Origin of the sequence: Rahnella sp. BIGb0603 (assembly GCF_024808755.1) — a bacterium.
Classification (GTDB): domain Bacteria; phylum Pseudomonadota; class Gammaproteobacteria; order Enterobacterales; family Enterobacteriaceae; genus Rahnella; species Rahnella contaminans.
The window spans coordinates 147,106-169,067 of the sequence record NZ_JANUEX010000002.1 but is presented as its reverse complement, the minus strand read 5'-3'; the positions used below and the strand labels follow the sequence as shown (position 1 = coordinate 169,067).

The window sequence follows — 21,962 nt, the reverse complement described above, 5'->3', positions numbered from 1 at the left end:
CATGTTTAATCTGTTTGCCGCGCTCAAAAAAGACAAAGTCTGGGACTTCGACGGTGGTATTCATCCGCCGGAAATGAAGACGCAGTCGAGCCACGTTCCGCTGCGCAACGTGCCGTTGCCTGAGCGCTTTATCATTCCCCTTCAGCAGCATCTTGGCCCGGAGGGCGAGCTGTGTGTGAAAGCCGGTGACCGGGTTTTAAAGGGCCAGCCGCTGACGACAGGCCGTGGCCGCACCGTGCCGGTACACGCGCCGACGTCTGGCGTGATCACCGCCATCGAACCACATATCACCGCGCACCCTTCCGGCCTGAAAGAACTCTGCGTTCTGATTGAAGCCGACGGGCAAGACACCTGGTGCGAACGCAACATTGTGGCCGATTACCGCCAGCTTTCTGCCGGAGAGCTGAACCAGCGCATCAGCCAGGCCGGTATCGCCGGATTGGGCGGCGCAGGTTTCCCGACCGCCAGCAAACTCGCAGGCGGCCTGACGTCCACGCGCACGCTGATCCTCAACGCCGCCGAATGCGAACCCTACATCACCGCCGATGACCGGCTGATGCAGGAACACGCGGATCAGATCCTCGAAGGCACGCGCATTCTCTGTCATATGCTCAGCCCGGAACGCGTTCTCATCGGCATCGAAGACAATAAACCGGAAGCCATTGCGGCGTTTAAAACTGCGATTAAAGCTACGGCTCAGCAGGATCTGGCTAACGGTATCCGCTTCGAACTGCGCGTGGTGCCGACCAAGTATCCGTCCGGCGGAGCCAAACAGCTGACCAAAATTCTGACCGGCCTCGAAGTGCCGAAAGGTCATCACTCGTCGTCAATCGGCGTGCTGATGCAAAACGTCGGGACGGTTTACGCGATCAAACGCGCGATCCTCGACGGCGAACCGCTGATCGAACGTGTCGTGACGCTGACCGGTGAAGCGATGGCGAAACCCGGTAACGTCTGGGCACGTCTGGGTACGCCGGTTTCGCATCTGATGCAGGAAGGCGCGTTACAGCCGCAGGGCGATAAAAAGATGGTGATCATGGGCGGGCCGCTGATGGGCTTTACCCTGCCGTCGCTCGATGTGCCGGTCGTTAAGATCTCCAACTGCCTGCTGGCTCCGTCCGAATCGGAACTTGGCCAGCCTGAGCCGGAAGAAGCCTGTATCCGTTGCAGCCTGTGCGCGGAAGCCTGTCCGGCCGGTTTACTGCCGCAGCAGCTTTACTGGTTCAGCCGCGGCGAAGAACACGAAAAAGCGCGCAACCATAACCTGTTCGATTGCATCGAATGCGGCGCCTGTGCTTACGTCTGCCCGAGCAACATTCCGCTGGTGCAGTATTATCGTCAGGAAAAGGCCGAAATCCGTGCCATCGACAGCGAAACCGCCCGTGCGACCGAAGCCAAAGCGCGTTTCGAAGCCAAACAGGCGCGTATGGAACGCGACAAAATCGCCCGCGAAGAGAAACACCAGAAAGCCGCCGTTAAGCTGAGCGAAACGCCGGTGGACGACGCCCCGGTCGCCGTAGCCGCGGCTGAAACGGCGGAAGTGGATCCGCGTCAGGCCGCACTGGCCGCCGCCATTGCCCGCGCCAAAGCCAAAAAAGCGGCTGCCGCGCAGGAAATCCCGGTCGCGTCTGAACCGGTGCCTGAAACGCCGCCGACCGCAGAAGACGATCGCAAAGCCGCCGTGGCTGCCGCTATCGCCCGGGTAAAAGCGAAGAAAGCGGGAAATGGCGTGGTGGTGGAAGCCACCGACAGCGAGCTCAATGTGACTCCGCCAGCACCGGCAGAAGACGACCGCAAGGCCGCCGTAGCCGCGGCGATTGCCCGCGTGAAAGCGAAGAAAGCCGCCGCCGCTCAGGCTAATACTGACGAAGACGTGACAACGTCACCGGCTGAACCTTCTGCTGACGACAAGCGTAAAGCCGCTGTCGCCGCCGCCATTGCCCGTGCGAAAGCTAAAAAAGCGGCGGCGCAGAGTGACGCCGAAGAGTCCGCTGCGGACAACGACGCATCTTCAGAACCAGACACAACACAACAAGAAAGCGATCCACGCAAAGCCGCCGTGGCTGCTGCGATCGCCCGAGTTAAGGCCCGTAAAGCCGCTCAGACAATGTCGAACGAGGAATAGATGGCCTTCAGGATCGCAAGTTCACCTTTTACACATAACCGCCAAAATACCAGCACCATCATGATGATGGTGATTCTGGCGTGTATTCCGGGTCTGATCGCTCAGATTTGGTTTTTCGGCTACGGAACACTGGTTCAGCTCGCCCTGGCTATCGTGATTGCTTTACTGGCGGAAGGTGCCGTTTTGCAACTGCGCAAACAGCCGGTAAAAAAACGTCTGGGCGATAACAGCGCCCTGCTGACGGCCATTTTGATCGGCATCAGCCTGCCGCCGCTCGGCCCGTGGTGGATGGTGGTGCTTGGCACGTTTTTCGCCATCATCATCGCCAAACAGCTGTATGGCGGTCTGGGGCAAAACCCGTTTAACCCGGCGATGGTGGGTTATGTCGTGCTGCTGATTTCGTTCCCGGTGCAGATGACCACCTGGCTGCCGCCGGACGCGCTGCAACATCATCACATCAGCTTCACCGATACACTGCTGACCATTTTCACCGGCCACAGCGGGCAGGATCTGACCGCCTATCAGTTGCAAATGAACGTGGATGGCGTGACGCAGGCGACGCCGCTGGATGCCTTTAAAACCGGCTTACGCTCCGGGCATACAACCGATCAAATTCTGGCAACACCGCTGTTTGGCGGCACGCTGGCGGGTCTGGGCTGGCAGTGGATTAACCTCGGTTTTCTGGCCGGTGGCCTGTTCCTGATGTGGCGTAAGATCATCAGCTGGCACATTCCGGTGGCAATGCTCGGTATGCTGGCGTTCTGCGCCGCCATCGCGTGGGGGCTGTCACCGGAAAGCTATTCTTCACCGCTGGTCGGCCTGTTCTCCGGTGCGACCATGCTCGGTGCCTTCTTTATCGCCACCGACCCGGTGACGGCGTCCACCACGCCAAAAGGCCGTCTGGTTTTCGGTGCATTAATTGGTTTACTGGTGTGGCTTATCCGCACGTACGGCGGGTATCCTGACGGCGTGGCCTTTGCCGTTTTACTGGCCAACATTACCGTGCCGCTGATTGACCACTACACTCAACCACGTGTTTACGGGCATCGCTGAGGAAGAATTATGTTAGCTACAATGCGACGCCACGGCCTGATCCTGGCTTTCTTTGGCGCACTGATGACCGGCATGACCGCCATCGTAAACCTGCTGACCAAGCCAACGATTGAACATCAGGCGCTGTTACAGCAAAAAACGCTGTTTGATCAGGTGATCCCGGCCAGCGTTTACGATAACAACATGCAGAACGAATGTTACAACGTCACCGATGAATCACTCGGCACCGCTACGCCGCACCGCCTGTATCTGGCGCGCAAAGGCGGTGAACCGGTGGCTGCCGTGGTGGAAACTACCGCGCCAGACGGTTATTCCGGTGCAATCCAGCTGCTGGTTGCCGCTGATTTTCATGGCAAAGTCTACGGTTCCCGCGTGCTCGAACAGCATGAAACGCCGGGGCTGGGTGACAAAATTGAAGTGCGTATATCTGACTGGATCAAGCATTTCGCCAACGAAACCGTGAACGGCCCCAGCGACCCGCGCTGGGCTGTGAAGAAAGATGGCGGCGTGTTTGATCAGTTTACCGGCGCGACCATTACCCCGCGCGCTGTCGTGCGCTCGGTGAAACGCACGGCGTTATTTATCGGGACGGTGCCGTCTCAGCTTTCCCACCTCACCCCTTGTGGAGCCCGTGATGAGTGAAGCCAGAAAGATAATCGTTCAGGGTCTGTGGACCAATAACTCCTCGCTGGTCCAGCTGCTGGGGCTTTGCCCGCTGCTGGCCGTGACGTCCACGGCGACTAACGCCTTAGGTTTGGGGCTGGCAACCACGCTGGTGCTGACCTGTACTAACGGCATGATTTCCGCGTTCCGTAAGTGGATCCCGGATGAAATCCGTATTCCGATTTACGTGCTGATCATCGCATCGGTGGTCAGTACCGTTGAAATGCTGATCAATGCGTATGCCTTTGGTTTGTATCAGGCGCTGGGGATTTTCATCCCGCTGATTGTGACCAACTGTGTGGTGGTCGGACGTGCGGAAGCCTGCGCCGCGAACAGTCCGGTGCATCTGGCGGCGCTGGACGGCGCCATGACCGGCCTCGGGGCGACGTGCGCAATGTTCGTCCTCGGTTCGATGCGTGAAATTCTCGGCAGCGGCGTGTTGTTTAACGGCGCAGATTTGCTGCTCGGCGGCTGGGCGAAAGTGCTGCGCGTTGAAGTGATTCATCTGGATAACCCGTTCCTGCTGGCGATGCTGCCGCCGGGCGCGTTTATCGGTTTGGGCCTGCTGCTGGCGGCTAAATACCTGATTGATCAGCGCATGAAAGCGCGAAAAGCGGTGCAACACGTTGCCGCCGAAGACAGTTTGCCAAAGGGAAGTGTTCATGAATAAGGAAAAGCGCATTGAGATCCTCAGCCGTTTGCGGGACAACAACCCGCATCCCACAACCGAACTGGTGTACACCACGCCGTTCGAGCTGCTGATTTCGGTGTTACTTTCCGCGCAGGCCACGGACGTCAGCGTGAACAAAGCGACCGCGAAACTTTATCCGGTCGCGAACACGCCGGAGTCCGTTCTGGCGCTCGGCGTGGACGGTGTGAAGGAATACATCAAAACCATCGGCCTGTTTAATTCGAAAGCCGAAAACGTCATTAAAACCTGCCGGATTTTGCTGGTAAAACACAACGGCGAAGTGCCGGAAGACCGCGCCGCGCTGGAAGCCCTGCCGGGCGTCGGGCGTAAAACCGCCAACGTGGTGCTCAATACCGCTTTCGGCTGGCCCACCATTGCCGTCGATACGCATATTTTCCGCGTCTGTAACCGGACGAAATTCGCGCCAGGTAAGACCGTCGATGACGTGGAAGAGAAATTACTGAAAGTGGTGCCGAAGGAATTTATGCTCGATTGCCATCACTGGCTGATTTTGCACGGTCGCTATACCTGTATTGCGAGGAAGCCGCGGTGCGGATCGTGTTTGATTGAAGATTTGTGTGAGAGTAAAGAGAAGGTCTATGCGGAGTGAAAGGGAGTGCCGCTGCGCGGTTCCTTTTCCCGGTGTTACTCAGCCTGCGGCCTCACCCTTCCGACCTCCCCCTTCGCAGGGGGAGGAGAAAGTCAAAATCAAATAAACGACTTCGCCTGCTTGAGCACCACATCACACGCTTTGGTTTTCACTTTCTCTTTCACCTGCGTCAGCCCGCTGCCGAGATTATTCAGGTCAACGCTCTGATCTTTACCGGTTTTCAGCAACCCGCCCAGCCCCTGCTGGTAGTCCTTGCTTTCAGCACCAGACGCGCTCTGGATCCCCAGTTTGTTCAGCAACTGATCTTTCACGTTTTCGGTGCTGGCTTTAGAAAGTACGTTGTTTTTCACGCAATACTGCAATACACCGGCGACGTTGGTCGCGCTGGTGGAGGTCAGCGCTTTATCGCCGCCGTTGAGCAGTGAAGTCAGTGATGATGTGGTTCCCGTCCCTGAGGTTGTTCCCGCACTGTTCAGCCCGTCGGTGGCGGCCTGTTGCAGTTGTCCCAGCAGGTTATTTGATGCCTGTGCGGAAGCTGCCACTAACAGGCTGCCCGCGACGATGGCCAGAACGCCAGCTTTTAATGCTTTCATGTGCTACTCCATTCATTTCACTTATATATTGCGGGAAAGCTTGGTCTTAAATGATGAATTCATCAATAGGAAAATGGGAGAGAAACCGGCAATGCCGGTTTTATTTGATCGTCGACGGGGGGGCAAGCGGTTGTTGCTGCGTCAGCCACAGACCTGCGGCGGTAAAAAAATGCTGCGCCAGCGCCGTCGCCCTGCCCGGTTCGGCCACTACCAGCGCCGCGTGGCGGGTCATAGGGGTGATGTCCAGCGGGCAGCGTTTCAGTGCCGGATGCATCTCGTCTATCAGATGCCCGCTCGGCACTAACGCACAGCCGATGCCGACAAACACGCCCTGCATCAGCTGAAATATCGAGGTACTTTCCAGACGTGGATGCAGTTCGAGTCCGGCCTGACGGAAGAAATTATCCAGATAGCGGCGGAAATAACGGCTCGGCTCGGATAGACACAAAGGCAACGCCGCGGCCTGTTCGGCGGTCATCAACCCGACATTGTCCAGTTCGGGGAAATGGTCCGGGTGATACACCACGTCCACGCCGCCATCATCAAGCGACACCAGCTGGAAACGCAGTTCGTTGAGGGTCGAAAATTCGAAAAAGCCGATGCCGACATCCACGGAATGGCTGCTCAGCGCTTCAATCAGCTGATCGGCGCTGACTTCCGAGACGCGGTAATCCAGCCCCGGATGCGCCTGGCTCACCGCTTTAATCAGCCGCGCCAGCGAAACGCTGCACTGTGGCATAACGCCGATGCGTAACGTCCCGCTCATGCCCTGCTTGAGGGATTCCACCTCCAGCTTCAGGCCTTCGTAAACCGCCACTATTTCGCGCGCCCAGCTCAGCACACGCAGGCCTTCGGCGGTGAATCCTTCGAAATTGTTGCCCCGGTTGATCAGGTTCAGCCCGAGTTCTTTTTCAAGATTTTTGAGCCGCATCGACAGCGTCGGCTGGCTGACAAAACTGGCTTCCGCCGCCCGCCCGAAATGACGTTCCCGTTCAAGATTGCAGAGATAAATAAGCTGTTTGATGTCCATTTTATTGAATATTCATTGAGTTACAGTGATTAATTCAGAACACAATGTGAACGGAATTGCCCGCGAAAAGCCACGTCCCGGATGACGCATACCGCATGATATCCCACATTCACGAAATTTGTTTTTCGGGATACGCGGGAAATCATGCCGGAATCACATTTACTTATCTTATAACTCGCAGATTATTCATACGGGCAGATTATTCAATAAAGACCGGGCGCTTTTCGCGAAGGGACTTCAGCCCTTCCCGCACCAGAATCAGCGCCATTTTCCCGTCGTGGCCCGTGACCTGTGTTCCGGTGTCGTGACGGATGGCGTCGATAAAGGCTTCGGCTTCGCGCACGTAGGCTTCCTGATATAACTTCGTCCAGGACGGCATGGATTGCGCCTGAATGGTTTTGTCTTGCGTCACCACTTCAACATTATTGCTGTTCTGCCGGCCAACTTTGACAATGCCATGCGTGCCGAGAATTTCCGCGCGGGCATCGTAGCCGTAACGGACGTACTGCGCGCCGTCGATCATGCCGATGATGCCGTTGGTGAACTGCATCATGACGGCGCAGGTATCATAATAGTCGGGGTATTCCGCGGCTTTTTCCGGTGACCGGAAATTATGGCCGATGACGTGGATCATGCTCACTTCGGCTCCGGCGTACCACCTGAGCGTATCGAGATCGTGGCTATTCACTTCAGCAACCGGCCCGCCACTTTTGGAAATATCGAACATCCACTCTTTAGGCTCGCTCGGCCCATGGGTCAGTGATTTTAGTAACGTCACTTCGCCGACAGTTTTATTTTCAATCACCTCCTTGCCCGTTTTAAAATTCTCATCAAAACGGCGCATAAAACCTAATTGTAATTTGACGTTATATTCCCGGCATGCGTCGATCATGTCGTTGCATTCTTCTTCCGTTCCGGCCATCGGCTTTTCGCAGAATATATGTTTTCCGGCTTTCGCGGCGGCAACCACAATATCGCGGTGTAAATGCGTCGGTGTCACCACCACAATGGCATCAATATTTGCGTTTTTCAGGGCTTCGCGATAATCGGTATATTGATATTCCACCTGAAGTTCTTTCTGCACTTCCGCCAGATTCCCCTCGTCGGGATCGCATATTGCAATTAACCGGGCATGACGAAGATTACCGTTATAATTCCGGGCATGAATCATCCCCGCGCGGCCACAACCAATCAGACACACATTAATCATTTTATTCATTTTCAGCCTCAGTCAGGGCATGTTTCGTTATTTACCGGCCTGTATCACAGGCCAGTTTTCTGAATACTATTTGGCAGCGAGAAGTTCATTAACGATTTTTATTCCGGCAGAGCTGCCCAGACGCGTTGCGCCTGCATCAATCATGGCAAGCGCGTCGCTCAGCGTGCGAATTCCACCCGCAGCTTTAACCTGAACGTGTTCGCCCGCGTGTTCTTTCATTAATTTGACGTGTTCAGCCGTTGCGCCCGCAGTGCCGAATCCTGTGGAGGTTTTAACAAAGCCCGGTTTCACTTCAGCAGCGATTTTGGCGACCTGAATAATTTCATCTGTCGTCAGGTAACAGGTTTCGAAAATGACTTTCGACACAATCCCGGCTTTATTGGCGACAGCCACCATCGCCGCCATTTCTTCTCTGATATAAGCGTAGTCATGCTCTTTGACTTTGCCGACATTCAGCAGGTAATCGAATTCCTGCGCGCCATTATTAACGGCGTCCTGTGCTTCAAACACTTTGGCGGCAATGGTCATCTGCCCCAGCGGGAAACCAATCGCCGCGCCGGTCAGCACGGATGAACCTTCCAGCATTTGACGGCAGGTGGCGACTGGCCAGGAGTTGATAGCAACAGACGCAAAACCGTATTCCTTCGCTTCATCACACAGTTTTTGGAAATCTTCTTTGGTCGCATACGCATGCAGATTGGTATGGTCAAAGAATGCGGCCAGTTTTTCAGCAGAGTATTTCATTTTCTATTCCTTAATCAGGTTTCAGTATTCAGGGAGTTGCCTGCCGGCAAATAAATTTATGGATTACGACAAAAAGGGATTCAGCCCGCTTCTTCCACCAGCGTAGATAAATACTGGCTTAGTATTTCGCTGGCCTCTTTTTCCTGTTCGCCTTCGCAGAGTAAAGTAATTGCTGAATTATGAACGATGCCGAGTTTCATCAGTGCCAGCATACTTCTGCCATCGGCCTCTTTTTCTTTATTCACCAGCCTGACATTACAGTCGAATTTCTTCGCCATTTTCGAAAATGTTGCGCAGGGACGACTGTGAAATCCCATGGGATTAATAAAGCGTATTTTCGATGCAATCATAACGTTCTGCCTCCTTATTAATGTTTTTAAACAGCCAGCGCGGATTTATTAAATTTCGCCTTTCGGTATAATCCGTAAATAATTCCACCGGTCAGTCCGCCGCTGAGAATAGCAATTACCCAAAGTAAACCGTGCGTGACGAGCGGAAGAATAATCAGCCCGCCGTGCGGGGCTGGCACCGCGACTTTAAAGAAGAAGGTCAGCGTGGCACCGATCGAGGCGCTCAGCATGAGTATCGGGATCACACGCAGCGGATCTTTTGCAGCAAAGGGAATCGCGCCCTCGGCAATAAACGTCGCACTGAGAATAAAGTTCACCAGCCCGGCGGCCTGCTCCTCTTTTTCGAAATACTTTCTGAACATCACAGTCGCAAAGGCAATCACCAGCGGCGGCACCATGCTGGCGGTCATGACGCCGGCCATAAATAATGCGTTGCCCTGCTCGGCCAGCAACATCGTTCCCGTCACATACGCAGCTTTGTTCACCGGGCCACCGAGGTCAAACGCGCTCATACAGCCAATCACAATGCCGAGCAATAACGGGTTCGCGTGTTCCAGCCCGGCCAGCCACACCATCATGCCTTTATTTAAAGCCGCGATGGTCGAACCGGCAGAAAGCATGAAGACGCCGACCACCAGAACACCAATCAGCGGCATCAGGAAGATAGACTTGAAACCTTCCAGCGAACGGGGAAATGAACGGGTGATATGCAGCATCCATTTCATGAAATAACCGGCGAAAAAGCCCGCGATAATGCCACCAAGAAAGCCCGCGCCGATATCGGTCGCCAGCAGGCCGCCGACGAATCCGGCTACAAAACCAGGGCGGTTCGAAATGGAGTACGCGATAAACGCGGTGAAGACCGGCACCATTAATGAAAACGAGAGTTTACCGAGTTTAAACAGGCTGGCGGCAATCGGGTTATATTGCGCGCTGGTCGGGTCAAATGAGTAAATCCCCCAGAAGAAGGAAATGGCGATTAACACACCGCCTGCGACCACAAACGGCAACATGTTCGACACGCCGTTCATCAGGGAAATATAGACAGACCGCCCCGCGCCCTGGCGCTCTGCTTTTTCGGCGGCAGGTTTTTCATTATCAGGCGTTGCGGTTTGTTCGTGCCGGTAAACGGCTTCTTCACCGGCCATCGCCCGGGCCACCAGTTCAGTGGCTTTTTTAACGCCGTGGCCGACCGACGCGCGGATTAACGGCTTACCGTCGAATCGTGCCATTTCCACCGCCTTGTCGGACGCCAGAATCACCATATCGGCCCGGGCGATTTCTTCTGCCGTCAGCGCGTTTCCAATGCCCACGGCCCCGTTGGTTTCAACGCGGATCCCCGCACCGGCTTTTTTTGCGGCCTTTGTCAGCGCGGCTTCCGCCATAAACGTATGGGCGATCCCCGTCGGACATCCCGTTACTGCGACAAAAAACTTTTCTCTGGTAGACATGATTCTGGCTCCATAAGGGTGATTTCTCCGATCTGTCATTTACTGCTGATTTACCCTGTTAATTATCGTTTACTATCGATATCAGTTAAATGCAGGTCAGAGCAGAATGTGAAGAGGTTAATCAACGTAACGGGTCATAATTTCAATGACCTGCGCTTGATCCTTTGCCGCAGCAATCGGGTCACGGAAATCATCTTCCATAATCGCGCCAGCGAGTTTCATCAGGATCCTGATGTGTTCATCACCCGCGCTTTCTTCCGGAACGGCAATCATGAAGACGTACTGCGCGCGGTCATTTTCTTCGGCATCCCATAACACCGGCTTCACCAGTCGTGCAAAAGCGATAACCGGCAATGTAACCGCGTCACTCTTGCCGTGCGGGATTGCGAAGTCGTGGCCGACTGCCGTTGAGAACTCAACTTCTCTTTTACGGATGGCCGCCATGAAGTGATCGAAACCGCCCGGTTTCAGGCACCCGGTCGCTTCTATCTTTTTGCCCATCTGCCGCAGAACGTCGTCTTTATCCTGAACATCCAGATCCAACATCACGGTGTCTTCTGAAAAAATCCTCATACTGGCTTTCCCTTTTGCTGTTAATTATCGTTTGTTATCGTTTATGCGTACATCAAGAGCAAAGCGATAATAAACGATTGACATCGGTAATTGCATGACTAAACTCACAAGAATTCACATTGAGTCGATTTTTTGATCAACACCCCGTTTAGCAAAAGACGCTCCGTCCTGTAACCATTGAGAGGCTGTTATGAAAGCAATTCAGTTATTTGCCAAAGGTGAACTCCGTTTAACCGACCTGCCAGAACCCGAAATCGCGCCAGACGAAGTGCTGCTGGCTTGTAAAGTCGGGGCGATTTGCGGTACCGATTTGCGGATGTTCGCCAACGGCCATCGCCAGTCGCCACAGGCGCTAACGCTGGGGCATGAATTATCGGGCATCATTGAGAAAACCGGGGCGAACGTCAGCCCTGAATGGCGTGTGGGAATGCGCGTGGCGGTTGCCCCTAACTACGGGTGCGGCACCTGCGACAGCTGCATAAGCGGCAATACGCAAACCTGCAAGGAATTCCAGGCGTTGGGTATTCAGAAAAACGGCGCGTTTGCCCGTTATGTGGTGATCCCCGCCCGCGCCGTGCAGCAGGGAAATATCGTGGCGTTGCCGGATCACGTTTCGTTTGAAGAAGGCGCGCTGATTGAGCCTTTCTCCTGTGTTTATAATGCCTTTGAGCGCTGCCATACCCGCGTCGGCGATACGGTTCTGGTGATTGGCGCGGGGCCAATTGGCCTGATGCACGCCATGTTGCATAAAGCGGCGGGTGCCGGAAAAGTGCTGATCAGCGACATCAACCCGGAACGGCTGGCGATGGCGTGTCATTTTGATGCGGATTTTGTGCCCGTGAGCGGTACCGATACGCTGGCGGACGTCATGCGTATTACGCAAAATCGCGGCTGTGACGTGGTGATTACGGCGGCGTCGAGTGCGGAAATTCAGTCGCTGGCGTTTGAACTGACGGCGCTGAATGGCCGCGTGCTGTTCTTCGGCGGTTTGCCGCACGGTAAAGAAATGGTCAGCCTGAATACCAACATTATTCATTACCGGCAGATCACGGTGACGGGCATGAGCGGGCAGAATTTACGTCAGTATCGGGAAAGCCTGAGAATGATTTCCAATGGACTGATAAATCTGAAAGAAATCTTGACTCACAAGTACACTCTTGAACAATATGACGAGGCTTTCAGCGCCGCCCGTTCAGGACAGGCGCTGAAAGTGGCCTTCGTATTATAACCCGCCGGACACTGAGAAAAATCATGAACGATCATTCGGAAGATAAAGTTTTTTCACTCGAACGCCAGCAGGCCATTCTGGCGTTTGTGGAGGAAAACAAGAAAGCCACGGTCGCCGAACTTTGCCAGATCTTTAAAGTCTCGACTTCCACGATCCGTAATGATCTTCGTGAAATGGAAAAGAACATGCTGGTCACGCGGACGCACGGCGGCGTGCTGATCCGCAGTAAAACCGGCGTGGAGATGATGTCCACCGAAAAAGAAGTCTGCAATCATGATGCGAAAGTCATGGTTGCACAGCTCGCACTTGAGCAGATTGAAGACGGCGATACGCTGTTGCTCGATACCGGCACCACCACGCTGGAACTGGCGAAAATTCTGGGTGAACGCCAGCAACTGACGGTGATCACTAATGATCTAAAAATTGCCCTGACGCTGGAAGATTCGCCGGGCGTGGTAAATCTGTTCTTTATTGGCGGCGCGGTGCGCAAGCAACTTCATTGCGTGATCCCGTTTAGTAACGACAACAGTTTGTCTGATCTGATCATCGATAAAGCCATTATGGGCACCAACGGTTTTACGCTAAAAAATGGCGCGACAACCCCAGATGTGCGTCAGGCCGCGTTTAAAAAGAAGATGATTACCTGTTCGACCAGCGTGATTTTGCTGGCAGATTCAACCAAAATCGGCCGTGACGCATTCGCCAAATTTGCCGATATCTCCGATATCCATATTTTCATCACTGACAGCATTAAAGATGACGTGCGCTCAGGGCTGGAAGCACAGGGAATGCTGGTCTGCGACGGCTCAGCGAAAAACCGCGGGTAATATTGCTATTGGGTAATCCTCCTAATTGTGCCATGCCGTTGTGCGCGAAACCGGCAGACATCAGGTTTTACGACTACGCTTAAAAACTGACACAAACAAAGGAGCACTAAAATGTCATCTCAAGAATTCGATAATGATGCAGATCGTCTGGCTGATAAGGTTGAAAACAAAGCGAACGAGTTTGCTGGCGAAGCGCAGAAGCAATTTGGGGACTTTGTGGACTCACCTAAACATCAGCTGAAAGGCGCGGCGCGAAAATACTCTGCTCAGGCAAGTGATGCGGTTTCAGATGTTGCAGAAAAGATTAAAGAAAATCCGCTGTCAGGATTGATCGCCGCTGGCGCTATCGGCGTTGTGCTCGGTTTGCTGCTTGGCCGCAAATAAGCCTTACGGTTAACTCGTGTTAAGCTTCAGCAAAAGAAAGCCCGTCGGGCTTTCTTTGTTTTATTGCCTCGTGAATCCCCCGCCGGTTCCCTCCCTTACGACTACGACGTCAGCCCGATAACACCGTGTACGCCCATATAAATTCCGACAACGCCAATCAGTACGCTTGAAAAATACGGTGCGCGCCGGGCAAGCGTATTGAATCCGCTCCAGCGTTTGGCAACCTGACGGACACTCACCGCCGCCCCCACACCCACGGTCACCAGCGTTAACGCCAGCCCGAGGCTGAAACAGACCACCAGCGCGGCACCCAGCGCCAGCGCTTTCAGCTGAATGCAAATCAGCAGCACGGTAATCGCCGCCGGACACGGGATCAGCCCGCCGGTCAGGCCGAAGAACAGAATCTGCCAGTTGGTGACTTTCTGGGTCGCAAACCGCCGCGCGATATCTCCCGCATGCGCCCTTTCGTGTGCGTCCTGATATTCCTGCGCTGCGACGTTAACGCGAAACCCTGTCAGGCTCGCCGGTTTGGTGTGAATCGCATGAGGTACGCTGGCCGCCTGAAGAATTCCGTGACCGTGATGGTGGTCATGTTGATGATCGTGAGGGTGATCATGAGCGCCGTGATTATGGGTATGCCGCACGCCGTTTTGCTGCTGTTTCCATGTGCTTTCTCCGCGATAAGTGCGCCAGAACATCCATGTGGCCGTCCCGACGATAATCATAGCCGAGATCAGCTGAAGCCAGGGTTCCGCCGATTCGGCAGTAAAACGGTGACTGATAACCATCCCGCCAAACGCAATCAGCCAGACGATAACGGTATGCGAAACCGTAGCCGCCAGACCCAGCATCACAGCCTGCCGGACAGTCCCTTTGATCGCGATGATGAATGCCGCCATCATCGTTTTCGAATGCCCCGGCTCCAGGCCGTGCAAAACCCCTAACAATATAGCGCTGGGAATAAATACCCAGGCATTCCCCTGCTGCAACAATGTGGCAAAGTCGTTCATCTTTATCATTCTCAATGGAAGTGGCGCAGACGATTGTACTCCCCCCAGTATATTATACTACCCCCCAGTATCCTGAGGATGTTATGCTGTCCGCGTATTCACGGCCATCAGGGAGTTAACATGTCACATACGATTCGCGATAAACAGAAGCTGAAAGCGCGTACCAGCAAGATTCAGGGACAGGTTGTGGCATTAAATAAAATGCTGGATGAACCGCACGAATGTTCAGCGGTTTTGCAGCAGATTGCGGCAATCCGGGGCGCGGTCAACGGGCTGATGCGCGAAGTGATCAGGGGACATCTGACCGATCATCTGGTGCATGAAGAGGATGTGGCGAAGCGCGAGGCCGATCTGGATGTCGTGCTGAATGTGCTGAATTCTTACGTGAAGTGAATTGCGCCCATGAAAAAAGGGGCCAAAGCCCCTTTTCATTAGTGTCTGTCAGTCTTTATTTTCTGACCTGTTTGGTCGCAAAACCTTTGTTCAGCTTACGCCAGTACACCAGCCAGGTGATCAACGCGCACACCACGTAGAATACCAGGAAGACTTTCATCGCGCCCGCCGGTGAACCGGTCAGTGCCAGAGACGTCCCGAAGGCTTTCGGAATGAAGAAGCCACCGATCGCACCAATCGAAGAGATAAAGCCCAGTGCCGCCGCCGTGTCCGTGACGGCTTCACGCAGCGCTTCGTCGTCGGTTGCACCGCGCGCTTTCGCCTGATCGGTGGTGATTTTACGGAAGATCACCGCAATCATCTGGTAAGTCGAACCACTCCCCAGACCGGCCGTCAGGAACAGCACCATGAAGACGGCGAAGAAGGCCGGGAAGTGACCACCCGCGCCGTTCACCGGCAGGGTCAGGAACAGCAAACCGGCGAAAACAGCCATCAGAATGTAGTTCACCAGCGTCACGCGGATACCGCCCAGACGGTCAGACAGCATGCCGCCCGCAGAACGAGCCAGTGCGCCAACAAACGGACCGAAGAACGCGTACGAAATGATGTTTATTTCCGGGAACTGGGTTTTGGTCAGCATCGCAAAACCGGCAGAGAAGCCGATGAACGAGCCGAATGTCGCCAGATACAGCACGCTCATGATCCACAGGTGACCGCGCTTGAGTACCGGCAGTTGCTGGCGGATAGACGCTTTAGACGTCGCCAGGTCATTCATGCCAAACCATGCGGCAATCGTGCCGATAATCAGGAACGGTACCCAGATCCACGCCGCATTTTGCAGCCACATGTCAGCACCGTTCGCCAGCGTTTGTTTGTCACTGAACGCAGCAAACACGCCGAGAGAAATCACCAGCGGAGCAACCAGCTGCATTACGCTGACGCCCAGATTACCCAGACCGCCGTTAATACCCAGTGCGCCGCCCTGCTTCGTTTTCGGGAAGAAGAAGCTGATGTTGGACATGCTTGACGCGAAGTTTGCGCCGCCGAAACCGCACAGCAGTGCGATAATCAGGAACGTGTTGTAAGACGTACTGACGTCCTGCACCGCGAAGCCCAGCCATGCGCACGGCAGAACCAGGAAGATAGTGCTGAGCGCCGTCCAGCGACGGCCGCCAAACAGCGGGATCATGAACGAGTACGGAACGCGCAGCAGTGCGCCGGAAACGGAAGGAATGGCGGTCAGCATGAACAGCTGATCGGTGGTGAAGTTAAAGCCGACTTTGTTCAGGTTTACCGACACCAGGCTGAACAGCATCCAGACGCAGAAACCCAGTAACAGACAAGGCACTGAAATCCAGAGATTCCGGCTCGCCACTTTATGCCCGGTTTTTTCCCAAAATGCCGGATCTTCCGGCCGCCATTCCTGTAACAGGCGTGACGGCTTTTCCGTTGATGGAGCAGATGTTTGTGACATAAGTACCTCGTGTAGCAGCGCGTTATCGTTGTAATGACTGAGTTGTGTCGCACACACTAGGTAGAGCACCGCTTCCGCATGTTGATGCAAATCAACGCAACGGCAGGTGAAAAAAGGCGAAAAAAAGACCACGGATCCTTTGTGAGTATCGGGCGGGTTTCAGATAAAGTGCTAAGATTCATTGCGTTGGTCATTCAATCTCCCTTGAATTATCAGGGGCATCACTCCGATGGAAATAAAGGAGTAATCACAAAGAGGTATAGGGAAACTCCCCCTGATCATAAAAAATGCCACTCCGTAATTATATCGTTTCAGCTTTTCACGGTATTCACCGCTTCCGACACAGATCTAGGAACCCAGTTATGTTTAAACGCGCTTTGCCTTCTCTGTCGCTGGTCAGCCAGATCACCATGCTGATGCTGCTGCTCGGCCTGCTGGGCATTGGCGGAATGAGCATGGCAGCGTGGATGGCGGGAAGTATTGAAGGTAACGCCCACGCCATTAATAAAGCCGGTTCACTGCGCATGCAGAGTTACCGGTTATTGTCCGAAGTGCCGCTGAACGGCAAAAGCGCCGCGTATATCCGCCAGATGGAAATTGACCAGAACAGCGCCGATTTATTGCAGGCCGTCGAGCGTGAAAATCTCCAGCCGCAATTTTTTGCCCTGCGCCATTACTGGCAGACCACTTTGCGCGATCAGGTTCTGGCGGCGAAACATCCGCAGGACGTCTCCGCGAATATGGCAGTGTTTGTCAGCCAGCTCGATACGCTTGTCGCCGAGCTGGAACATAAAACCGAATACCATTTACAGCAGATTGCGCTGATCCAGCGCGGCCTGGTGGCTTTCACCCTGATCCTGCTGGCGCTGACTATCTGGTTCCTGCGCCGCCATCTGCTGACGCCGTGGCGCAGCCTGCTTTCTCAGGCCAGCGCGATCACCGCCGGTGACTTCACCCGCCGCTATGAACGCAAACGCGTGGCGACCGGCAATGCGCATAACGAGATGGATATACTCGGTGATTCGCTCAACAGCATGTCGGTGGCGCTGGGTGAAATGGTCGATAACCTGGCGCAGCGCGTGGCGGAGAAAACCGCCGATCTGCAACAAAAAAACCGGGTGCTGGATTACCTGTACCGCGTCAGCCGCCAGCTGCACACCAGCGCACCGCTGGAAATGCGGATGCAGCCGGTGCTGAAAGAGTTGCAATCATTGACGCCGCTCAGTGGCGTGCAGGTGCGGCAATACGAAAATAACGGCGCGGAAGTGTTTAATGAATTCAGTCATGCGTCACCACGCCACCCGGTCAGCCCGAAAGTGGGCGAACATGCGGGCGAAACCGGGGAATCCCTGAGCTGGAGCCTGCGCGATGAGCGCGAAAACTACGGCGTTCTGCTGGCGCAGCTGCCGCCGGGGCAACATCTTAATGACGATCAGCAACAGCTGGTGAATACGCTGCTTGAACAGCTCACCAGTACATTAATGCTGGCGCGACAGGCTGAAGATCAGCAGCAGCTGATGCTGATGGAAGAACGTTCGGCCATCGCCCGCGAGCTACACGATTCACTGGCACAGTCCCTCTCCTGCCTGAAAATTCAGGTGGCCTGTTTGCAGATGCATCAGGAAAGATTGTGTGAGGAGGATGCGGCGCTGTTACAGCAGATGCGCGAGGAACTGAGCACCGCGTACCGACAGCTGCGCGAACTGCTGACGACGTTCCGCCTGACGCTCAACACACCCGGCCTGCGGGCTGCACTGCAACATACGGTGGACGAATTCTCGCGTCGTATGGGGCTGGCGATAGATTTCGATTACCAGATACCGCCGCGATCGGTTCCGGCGAATCAGGGCATCCACCTGTTACACATCGCCCGCGAGGCGCTGAACAATGCCTATAAACACGCGAAAGCGACGCAGGTTTCCCTTTCGCTGCACGCCAGCAAAGGCGAAATCACCATGAGCATCTGCGACAACGGCGAAGGTATTTCCCCGGACGCAGAACGGCAAAATCATTACGGCCTGATCATCATGCAGGATCGCGCCAGCACATTACACGGCCAATGTCGGGTTGCCCGACGTCCGGACGGTGGCACAGAAGTCACGGTCCGTTTCCGTCCGGAAGCGTTACCCATTAATCCCCAGGAGCAAGTATGAACGACATCACCCCTTCCACCATTTTGCTGATTGACGATCATCCTATGCTGCGCAACGGCGTGAAACAGCTGATTGCGCTCGACGCCAGCCTGCAAGTCATTGGCGAAGCCAGCAACGGCGAACAGGGTGTCGAACTGGCGAAACAGCTCGACCCGGACCTGATCCTGCTGGATCTGAATATGCCCGGTATGAACGGGCTGGATACGCTCGACAACATGCGTCAGACCTCACTGTCTGGCCGCGTGGTGGTGTTCAGCGTATCCAATCATGAAGATGACGTGGTGACGGCGTTAAAACGCGGCGCGGACGGCTATCTGCTCAAAGACATGGAGCCGGAAGATTTACTGGCCGCCCTGCACAACGCCGCCGCGGGCAAAATGGTGCTGAGCGAAGCGCTGACGCCGGTGCTGGCGGCAAGTTTGCGTGAAAGCCGTCCGAGCGGCGATCGCGATATCCAGTCCCTGACGCCACGCGAACGCGACATCATCAAGCTGATTGCCGAAGGTTTGCCGAACAAGATGATTGCCCGTCGCCTGAACATCACCGAAAGCACAGTGAAAGTTCACGTGAAGCATTTGCTGAAAAAGATGAAGCTGAAATCCCGCGTCGAAGCGGCAGTTTGGGTATTGCAGAGTAACGTGATTTAACGTTTAGAAATTCAGCCCCGCGTCATCGCCGTATTGCGGTTGCGCCGTCAGCGGTGGGGAAACGGTCAGCGTGATCCAGTTTGACGTTACTTTCTGCGATTTACTGTCTTCCACCGTCACCGATAAACGGTAGCTGTTGGTGGCGCCCGGCGAATTGTCCCATTGCGGCACGATCACGCTCCAGCCTTCCGCGTTACGGTTATTAGCCGGCGGTGTCAGGCTCAGCGCCTGCGTATCGCCCTGCCAGCTCAGCGCGACAACGGAATTGAGCGCTCGCAGTTGCAGTTTCAGCGGCACCGTTTCGCCCGCTTGCAATGACCACGGCGGCGTCGCCAGATATACCGACAGGGTTTTCCGCTGTTTAAACTCCATCACCGGCATGTTATTGCGATCGACCCTATCAAACCGGCTGCCGCGCAGTGAACTCGCTGCGGCTACGTTGCGCGATGACAACTGCTGATCCAGCGGCACGCCCAGACGATAATTGAGCGTCAGTTTCACCACATCCTGATTATCGCCATCCTGTCCGGCCTGATGTTCTGCCATCACGGTCACCAGCGGCACCGGCGTGTAATTCAGCCCGAACGAAACCGCCGAAGGATTGCTCTGGCGCGTACCGTTGCCGAACAAATCCACCTGATTGCCAAAATACTGCTCGTAGCTCAGCGATGCCCCAAGCTGGCGGTAAAACGGCAAATAGCCTTTGGTGGTGATGTCGTAACCGCGCGCCTGACGCCGCAGTTGTGCAGACGTGCTGCTGTCCGCGCGATACGAGGTCAGCGGATGGTAATAGTTGGTGGAAAATCGCAGATAATCCGTCCAGGCTTCCGCGCCCAAACTTCCGCGTGTCAGCTGATGGTCGAAATCATTATCGATAAACGCGTTATAGCCAAGCATCCACGCGCCGGTATTAAAACGCTGGCCCAGACCGAAATTCCCCACCGTGGCATCCGCCGCGCTTTGCAGACCGATCTGGCTGTAGACCAGATTATTCTCTGAATTGTACAGCGGGCTGAAAAGCTGGCCGGAGCTGCCATCCAGATTATGACCGGTGACATCCAGCGTCGTGCTGACAGTGCCCAGCGGCGAAAGCAAACTGCTGGTTTCTTTTTGCACCAGTTTGGCGGCCTGGCTGAGCGCAATATTTTCCGCCTGCAAACGCAGCGGATCGTCGCTGTCTGATGTGGTCGTGCCGAGTTCTTTCAGCGTGGTGGCGAGCTGTTTTTCCGTCGCGCTCGGCGCATTGTCATTTTTAATGTACTGACTGCCGAGGCTGGGTAACACATTGGATTGCCGGATGTTTCCGGTATTGAAGGCGGACTGTTCATCACCCGCAGGCAGGAAACCGGAGAGATCATACGAAAGCCCCCGGGTGCCGGAAGCAACTTCAGAAGGGTCTGCCGTCAGCGCAGAGGCACTTCCAGCATAGAAAGCCAATCCCCCTGCCACGAGCAGAAAGAAGCAGGTTGAGCCCGCATAACGCTTCAATAAATAGGAAAAAAAATCTGTGACCTTTGTCATGCCTTACACATTTTAAACGTAAGGTTTGATCTTACCTGACAAACGACATATTTCAACCTTCATGCCATGAATGGCCACATAACCCTTTTCATAAAGTGGAATTATGCGGGGGTATTCCCTGCAATATGTACGGTTAAAATCCACGCACATCACAAAAAAACGTCTAAAATTACAACATTAAAAACCATTAGCACACATTTCATAACATTTTTAACAAATTAACCATTTATCTTTACAGGTCATTTTCATTTATCCTTAGCAGGTTAACGATTTATTCCGGTGCCACCCGACTGCTTTTGCAGAGCGCACCTGAATTCTGACCGGCATTTTTAATGGCAGCCGTCAGGCCGTAAAAAATGCTTCTGCACGCGTCCCTCTCCCCTTTTCTTCCGCCCGGAAGACGACGGGATGTGCGCCATTTATAGCTGCATACTGCTACATAAAAAACAGGGAACATCAATGAGCAAAAAAACGTTACCGGGCGTCACCCGCAGGCAAATTCTCTCGTTCACGGCAGCCTCCGCAGTATTGGGCGCGGCCAAGGCCGCAAACGCGGTAACCCTCAAAGGAACCCCCGTGTGGAGCCCCTTTGACGCCAGCCCGCCTCCGCAAATTGATATCGATGGCTGGGCGTTCTTCACCGACGCCGAAGCCGCCGCCATGGAAGCCATTGTTGACCGACTGGTACCCGCCGACAATCTGAGCGTCGGAGGTAAAGACGCCGGATGCGCAGTGTTTATCGACCGCCAGCTGGCCGGTTTCTACGGCACCTACGCCCGCCTTTACATGGAAGGCCCGTTCCAGGACGGCACACCGGAACAGGGCGACCAGTCTCCATTAGTTCCTCAGCAGCGATATCGTCTCGGCCTGGCCGCGCTGGATAAATATACCCGGTCTCAGCACCAGAAGTTGTTCAAAGACTTGCCAGGTGACCAGCAGGATCAAATTCTGTCCGGTCTGGAAAACGGAAAAATTGCTCTCGATGGGATCGATTCCAAACTGTTCTTCGCCATTGCGCTCAAGAACACCATGGAAGGTTTTTTCGCTGATCCGATTTATGGCGGTAACCGCAACATGGTGTCGTGGAAAATGCTGGGCTTCCCCGGCGCACGCTACGATTACCGCGAATATGTCGGCAAACATAACCAGAAACTCGATCTGGAACCGCTGAGCATTTCAGGCGGCGACGCATGGAAAATGAAGAGCTAAGGGCAGAAAAACAT

At 54.6% G+C, this 21,962-nt stretch carries 22 protein-coding genes; 12 read left to right on the top strand and 10 right to left on the bottom strand.

Annotated features, from left to right (window positions below):
• Window position 1: 1 nt before the first annotated feature.
• The 5 genes from rsxC to nth are packed head-to-tail and all read left to right on the top strand — an operon-like array spanning window position 2 to window position 5,142.
• Window positions 2-2,125, top strand: a complete 2,124-nt coding sequence (gene rsxC, locus M2403_RS05955) for an electron transport complex subunit RsxC (RefSeq protein ID WP_259228725.1) — start codon at window positions 2-4, stop codon at window positions 2,123-2,125.
• Window positions 2,126-3,178 carry an electron transport complex subunit RsxD gene (gene rsxD, locus M2403_RS05950; protein WP_259228724.1) on the top strand — a complete coding sequence of 351 codons (1,053 nt, stop codon included), beginning with the start codon at window positions 2,126-2,128 and terminating at the stop codon, window positions 3,176-3,178.
• 9 nt (window positions 3,179-3,187) lie between these two features.
• Complete coding sequence (gene rsxG / locus M2403_RS05945; RefSeq protein ID WP_165057413.1) at window positions 3,188-3,820, top strand: electron transport complex subunit RsxG; 633 nt, start codon at window positions 3,188-3,190, stop codon at window positions 3,818-3,820.
• On the top strand, window positions 3,813-4,511 hold the full coding sequence (locus M2403_RS05940; protein ID WP_152326140.1) for an electron transport complex subunit E: 699 nt from the start codon (window positions 3,813-3,815) through the stop codon (window positions 4,509-4,511). Before rsxG ends, M2403_RS05940 begins: the two co-directional genes overlap by 8 nt.
• The gene (gene nth / locus M2403_RS05935) at window positions 4,504-5,142 is read left to right on the top strand and encodes an endonuclease III (RefSeq protein ID WP_259228723.1); all 639 of its coding nucleotides are present in this window, start codon (window positions 4,504-4,506) and stop codon (window positions 5,140-5,142) included. The genes M2403_RS05940 and nth overlap by 8 nt, the downstream gene beginning before the upstream one ends.
• Before the next feature lie 98 nt (window positions 5,143-5,240).
• On the opposite strand, the gene M2403_RS05930 is transcribed toward nth, so the two are convergent.
• The 7 genes from M2403_RS05930 to M2403_RS05900 form a co-directional block, all read right to left on the bottom strand.
• The gene (locus M2403_RS05930) at window positions 5,241-5,735 is read right to left on the bottom strand and encodes a DUF2501 domain-containing protein (RefSeq protein WP_101078869.1); all 495 of its coding nucleotides are present in this window, start codon (window positions 5,733-5,735) and stop codon (window positions 5,241-5,243) included.
• 100 nt (window positions 5,736-5,835) lie between these two features.
• Window positions 5,836-6,765, bottom strand: a complete 930-nt coding sequence (locus tag M2403_RS05925; RefSeq protein ID WP_152326137.1) for a LysR family transcriptional regulator — start codon at window positions 6,763-6,765, stop codon at window positions 5,836-5,838.
• Between the two features lie 199 nt (window positions 6,766-6,964).
• Window positions 6,965-7,984, bottom strand: a complete 1,020-nt coding sequence (locus tag M2403_RS05920) for a Gfo/Idh/MocA family oxidoreductase (RefSeq protein ID WP_152326136.1) — start codon at window positions 7,982-7,984, stop codon at window positions 6,965-6,967.
• A 66-nt stretch (window positions 7,985-8,050) separates the two neighbouring features.
• Window positions 8,051-8,728, bottom strand: a complete 678-nt coding sequence (gene deoC / locus M2403_RS05915; RefSeq protein ID WP_217154111.1) for a deoxyribose-phosphate aldolase — start codon at window positions 8,726-8,728, stop codon at window positions 8,051-8,053.
• Between the two features lie 80 nt (window positions 8,729-8,808).
• Complete coding sequence (locus M2403_RS05910) at window positions 8,809-9,078, bottom strand: HPr family phosphocarrier protein (protein ID WP_152326134.1); 270 nt, start codon at window positions 9,076-9,078, stop codon at window positions 8,809-8,811.
• A gap of 26 nt (window positions 9,079-9,104) precedes the next feature.
• A complete protein-coding gene (locus M2403_RS05905; protein WP_217154110.1) occupies window positions 9,105-10,529 on the bottom strand; it encodes a PTS fructose transporter subunit IIC in 1,425 nt (474 codons plus the stop codon).
• A gap of 117 nt (window positions 10,530-10,646) precedes the next feature.
• Window positions 10,647-11,102, bottom strand: a complete 456-nt coding sequence (locus M2403_RS05900) for a PTS sugar transporter subunit IIA (protein ID WP_217154109.1) — start codon at window positions 11,100-11,102, stop codon at window positions 10,647-10,649.
• Between the two features lie 190 nt (window positions 11,103-11,292).
• On the opposite strand from M2403_RS05900, the gene M2403_RS05895 reads away from it, so the two are divergent.
• From M2403_RS05895 to M2403_RS05885, 3 genes are all read left to right on the top strand, one after another.
• Window positions 11,293-12,330 carry an alcohol dehydrogenase catalytic domain-containing protein gene (locus tag M2403_RS05895; RefSeq protein ID WP_152326131.1) on the top strand — a complete coding sequence of 346 codons (1,038 nt, stop codon included), beginning with the start codon at window positions 11,293-11,295 and terminating at the stop codon, window positions 12,328-12,330.
• A 23-nt stretch (window positions 12,331-12,353) separates the two neighbouring features.
• Complete coding sequence (locus M2403_RS05890; RefSeq protein WP_217154108.1) at window positions 12,354-13,157, top strand: DeoR/GlpR family DNA-binding transcription regulator; 804 nt, start codon at window positions 12,354-12,356, stop codon at window positions 13,155-13,157.
• Between the two features lie 111 nt (window positions 13,158-13,268).
• Window positions 13,269-13,541: a YqjD family protein gene (locus M2403_RS05885; RefSeq protein WP_101078878.1), complete on the top strand. Its 273-nt coding sequence runs from the start codon at window positions 13,269-13,271 to the stop codon at window positions 13,539-13,541.
• A gap of 101 nt (window positions 13,542-13,642) precedes the next feature.
• Here M2403_RS05885 and M2403_RS05880 read toward each other — a convergent pair whose 3' ends face one another.
• Window positions 13,643-14,551 (bottom strand): nickel/cobalt efflux protein RcnA, encoded by a 909-nt coding sequence (locus M2403_RS05880; protein WP_259228722.1) that lies wholly within the window; start codon window positions 14,549-14,551, stop codon window positions 13,643-13,645.
• Between the two features lie 120 nt (window positions 14,552-14,671).
• Here M2403_RS05880 and rcnR point away from each other — a divergent pair, with 120 nt between their 5' ends.
• Complete coding sequence (gene rcnR, locus M2403_RS05875) at window positions 14,672-14,944, top strand: Ni(II)/Co(II)-binding transcriptional repressor RcnR (protein WP_152326127.1); 273 nt, start codon at window positions 14,672-14,674, stop codon at window positions 14,942-14,944.
• A gap of 55 nt (window positions 14,945-14,999) precedes the next feature.
• Here the strand turns inward: rcnR and M2403_RS05870 are convergent, their stop codons facing one another.
• Window positions 15,000-16,418, bottom strand: coding sequence for a NarK family nitrate/nitrite MFS transporter (locus M2403_RS05870; protein WP_259228721.1), 1,419 nt, complete (start codon window positions 16,416-16,418; stop codon window positions 15,000-15,002).
• 362 nt (window positions 16,419-16,780) lie between these two features.
• On the opposite strand from M2403_RS05870, the gene narX reads away from it, so the two are divergent.
• Together narX and narL are read left to right on the top strand one after the other, a co-directional pair.
• Window positions 16,781-18,571: a nitrate/nitrite two-component system sensor histidine kinase NarX gene (gene narX / locus M2403_RS05865; protein WP_259228720.1), complete on the top strand. Its 1,791-nt coding sequence runs from the start codon at window positions 16,781-16,783 to the stop codon at window positions 18,569-18,571.
• Entirely contained in the window at window positions 18,568-19,218 is a 651-nt protein-coding gene (gene narL, locus M2403_RS05860; RefSeq protein WP_152326124.1) for a two-component system response regulator NarL, read from the top strand. Before narX ends, narL begins: the two co-directional genes overlap by 4 nt.
• A gap of 3 nt (window positions 19,219-19,221) precedes the next feature.
• Here the strand turns inward: narL and M2403_RS05855 are convergent, their stop codons facing one another.
• A complete protein-coding gene (locus tag M2403_RS05855; RefSeq protein WP_254303161.1) occupies window positions 19,222-20,655 on the bottom strand; it encodes a YchO/YchP family invasin in 1,434 nt (477 codons plus the stop codon).
• Between the two features lie 543 nt (window positions 20,656-21,198).
• Between M2403_RS05855 and M2403_RS05850 the strand changes: the two genes are divergently transcribed.
• Window positions 21,199-21,948, top strand: a complete 750-nt coding sequence (locus M2403_RS05850) for a gluconate 2-dehydrogenase subunit 3 family protein (RefSeq protein ID WP_152326122.1) — start codon at window positions 21,199-21,201, stop codon at window positions 21,946-21,948.
• Window positions 21,949-21,962: the final 14 nt, after the last annotated feature.

Bases quoted from the DNA above. Each gene is read 5' to 3' on its own strand.
- deoC (WP_217154111.1), bottom strand. From the start codon at position 8,728: ATGAAATACTCTGCTGAAAAACTGGCCGCATTCTTTGACCATACCAAT.
- rcnR (WP_152326127.1), top strand. From the start codon at position 14,672: ATGTCACATACGATTCGCGATAAACAGAAGCTGAAAGCGCGTACCAGC.
- M2403_RS05925 (WP_152326137.1), bottom strand. From the start codon at position 6,765: ATGGACATCAAACAGCTTATTTATCTCTGCAATCTTGAACGGGAACGT.
- M2403_RS05850 (WP_152326122.1), top strand. From the start codon at position 21,199: ATGAGCAAAAAAACGTTACCGGGCGTCACCCGCAGGCAAATTCTCTCG.
- M2403_RS05930 (WP_101078869.1), bottom strand. From the start codon at position 5,735: ATGAAAGCATTAAAAGCTGGCGTTCTGGCCATCGTCGCGGGCAGCCTG.
- M2403_RS05885 (WP_101078878.1), top strand. From the start codon at position 13,269: ATGTCATCTCAAGAATTCGATAATGATGCAGATCGTCTGGCTGATAAG.
- M2403_RS05940 (WP_152326140.1), top strand. From the start codon at position 3,813: ATGAGTGAAGCCAGAAAGATAATCGTTCAGGGTCTGTGGACCAATAAC.
- rsxD (WP_259228724.1), top strand. From the start codon at position 2,126: ATGGCCTTCAGGATCGCAAGTTCACCTTTTACACATAACCGCCAAAAT.
- M2403_RS05895 (WP_152326131.1), top strand. From the start codon at position 11,293: ATGAAAGCAATTCAGTTATTTGCCAAAGGTGAACTCCGTTTAACCGAC.
- nth (WP_259228723.1), top strand. From the start codon at position 4,504: ATGAATAAGGAAAAGCGCATTGAGATCCTCAGCCGTTTGCGGGACAAC.
- M2403_RS05905 (WP_217154110.1), bottom strand. From the start codon at position 10,529: ATGTCTACCAGAGAAAAGTTTTTTGTCGCAGTAACGGGATGTCCGACG.
- rsxC (WP_259228725.1), top strand. From the start codon at position 2: ATGTTTAATCTGTTTGCCGCGCTCAAAAAAGACAAAGTCTGGGACTTC.
- narX (WP_259228720.1), top strand. From the start codon at position 16,781: ATGTTTAAACGCGCTTTGCCTTCTCTGTCGCTGGTCAGCCAGATCACC.
- M2403_RS05910 (WP_152326134.1), bottom strand. From the start codon at position 9,078: ATGATTGCATCGAAAATACGCTTTATTAATCCCATGGGATTTCACAGT.
- narL (WP_152326124.1), top strand. From the start codon at position 18,568: ATGAACGACATCACCCCTTCCACCATTTTGCTGATTGACGATCATCCT.
- M2403_RS05870 (WP_259228721.1), bottom strand. From the start codon at position 16,418: ATGTCACAAACATCTGCTCCATCAACGGAAAAGCCGTCACGCCTGTTA.
- rsxG (WP_165057413.1), top strand. From the start codon at position 3,188: ATGTTAGCTACAATGCGACGCCACGGCCTGATCCTGGCTTTCTTTGGC.
- M2403_RS05920 (WP_152326136.1), bottom strand. From the start codon at position 7,984: ATGAATAAAATGATTAATGTGTGTCTGATTGGTTGTGGCCGCGCGGGG.
- M2403_RS05880 (WP_259228722.1), bottom strand. From the start codon at position 14,551: ATGAACGACTTTGCCACATTGTTGCAGCAGGGGAATGCCTGGGTATTT.
- M2403_RS05890 (WP_217154108.1), top strand. From the start codon at position 12,354: ATGAACGATCATTCGGAAGATAAAGTTTTTTCACTCGAACGCCAGCAG.
- M2403_RS05900 (WP_217154109.1), bottom strand. From the start codon at position 11,102: ATGAGGATTTTTTCAGAAGACACCGTGATGTTGGATCTGGATGTTCAG.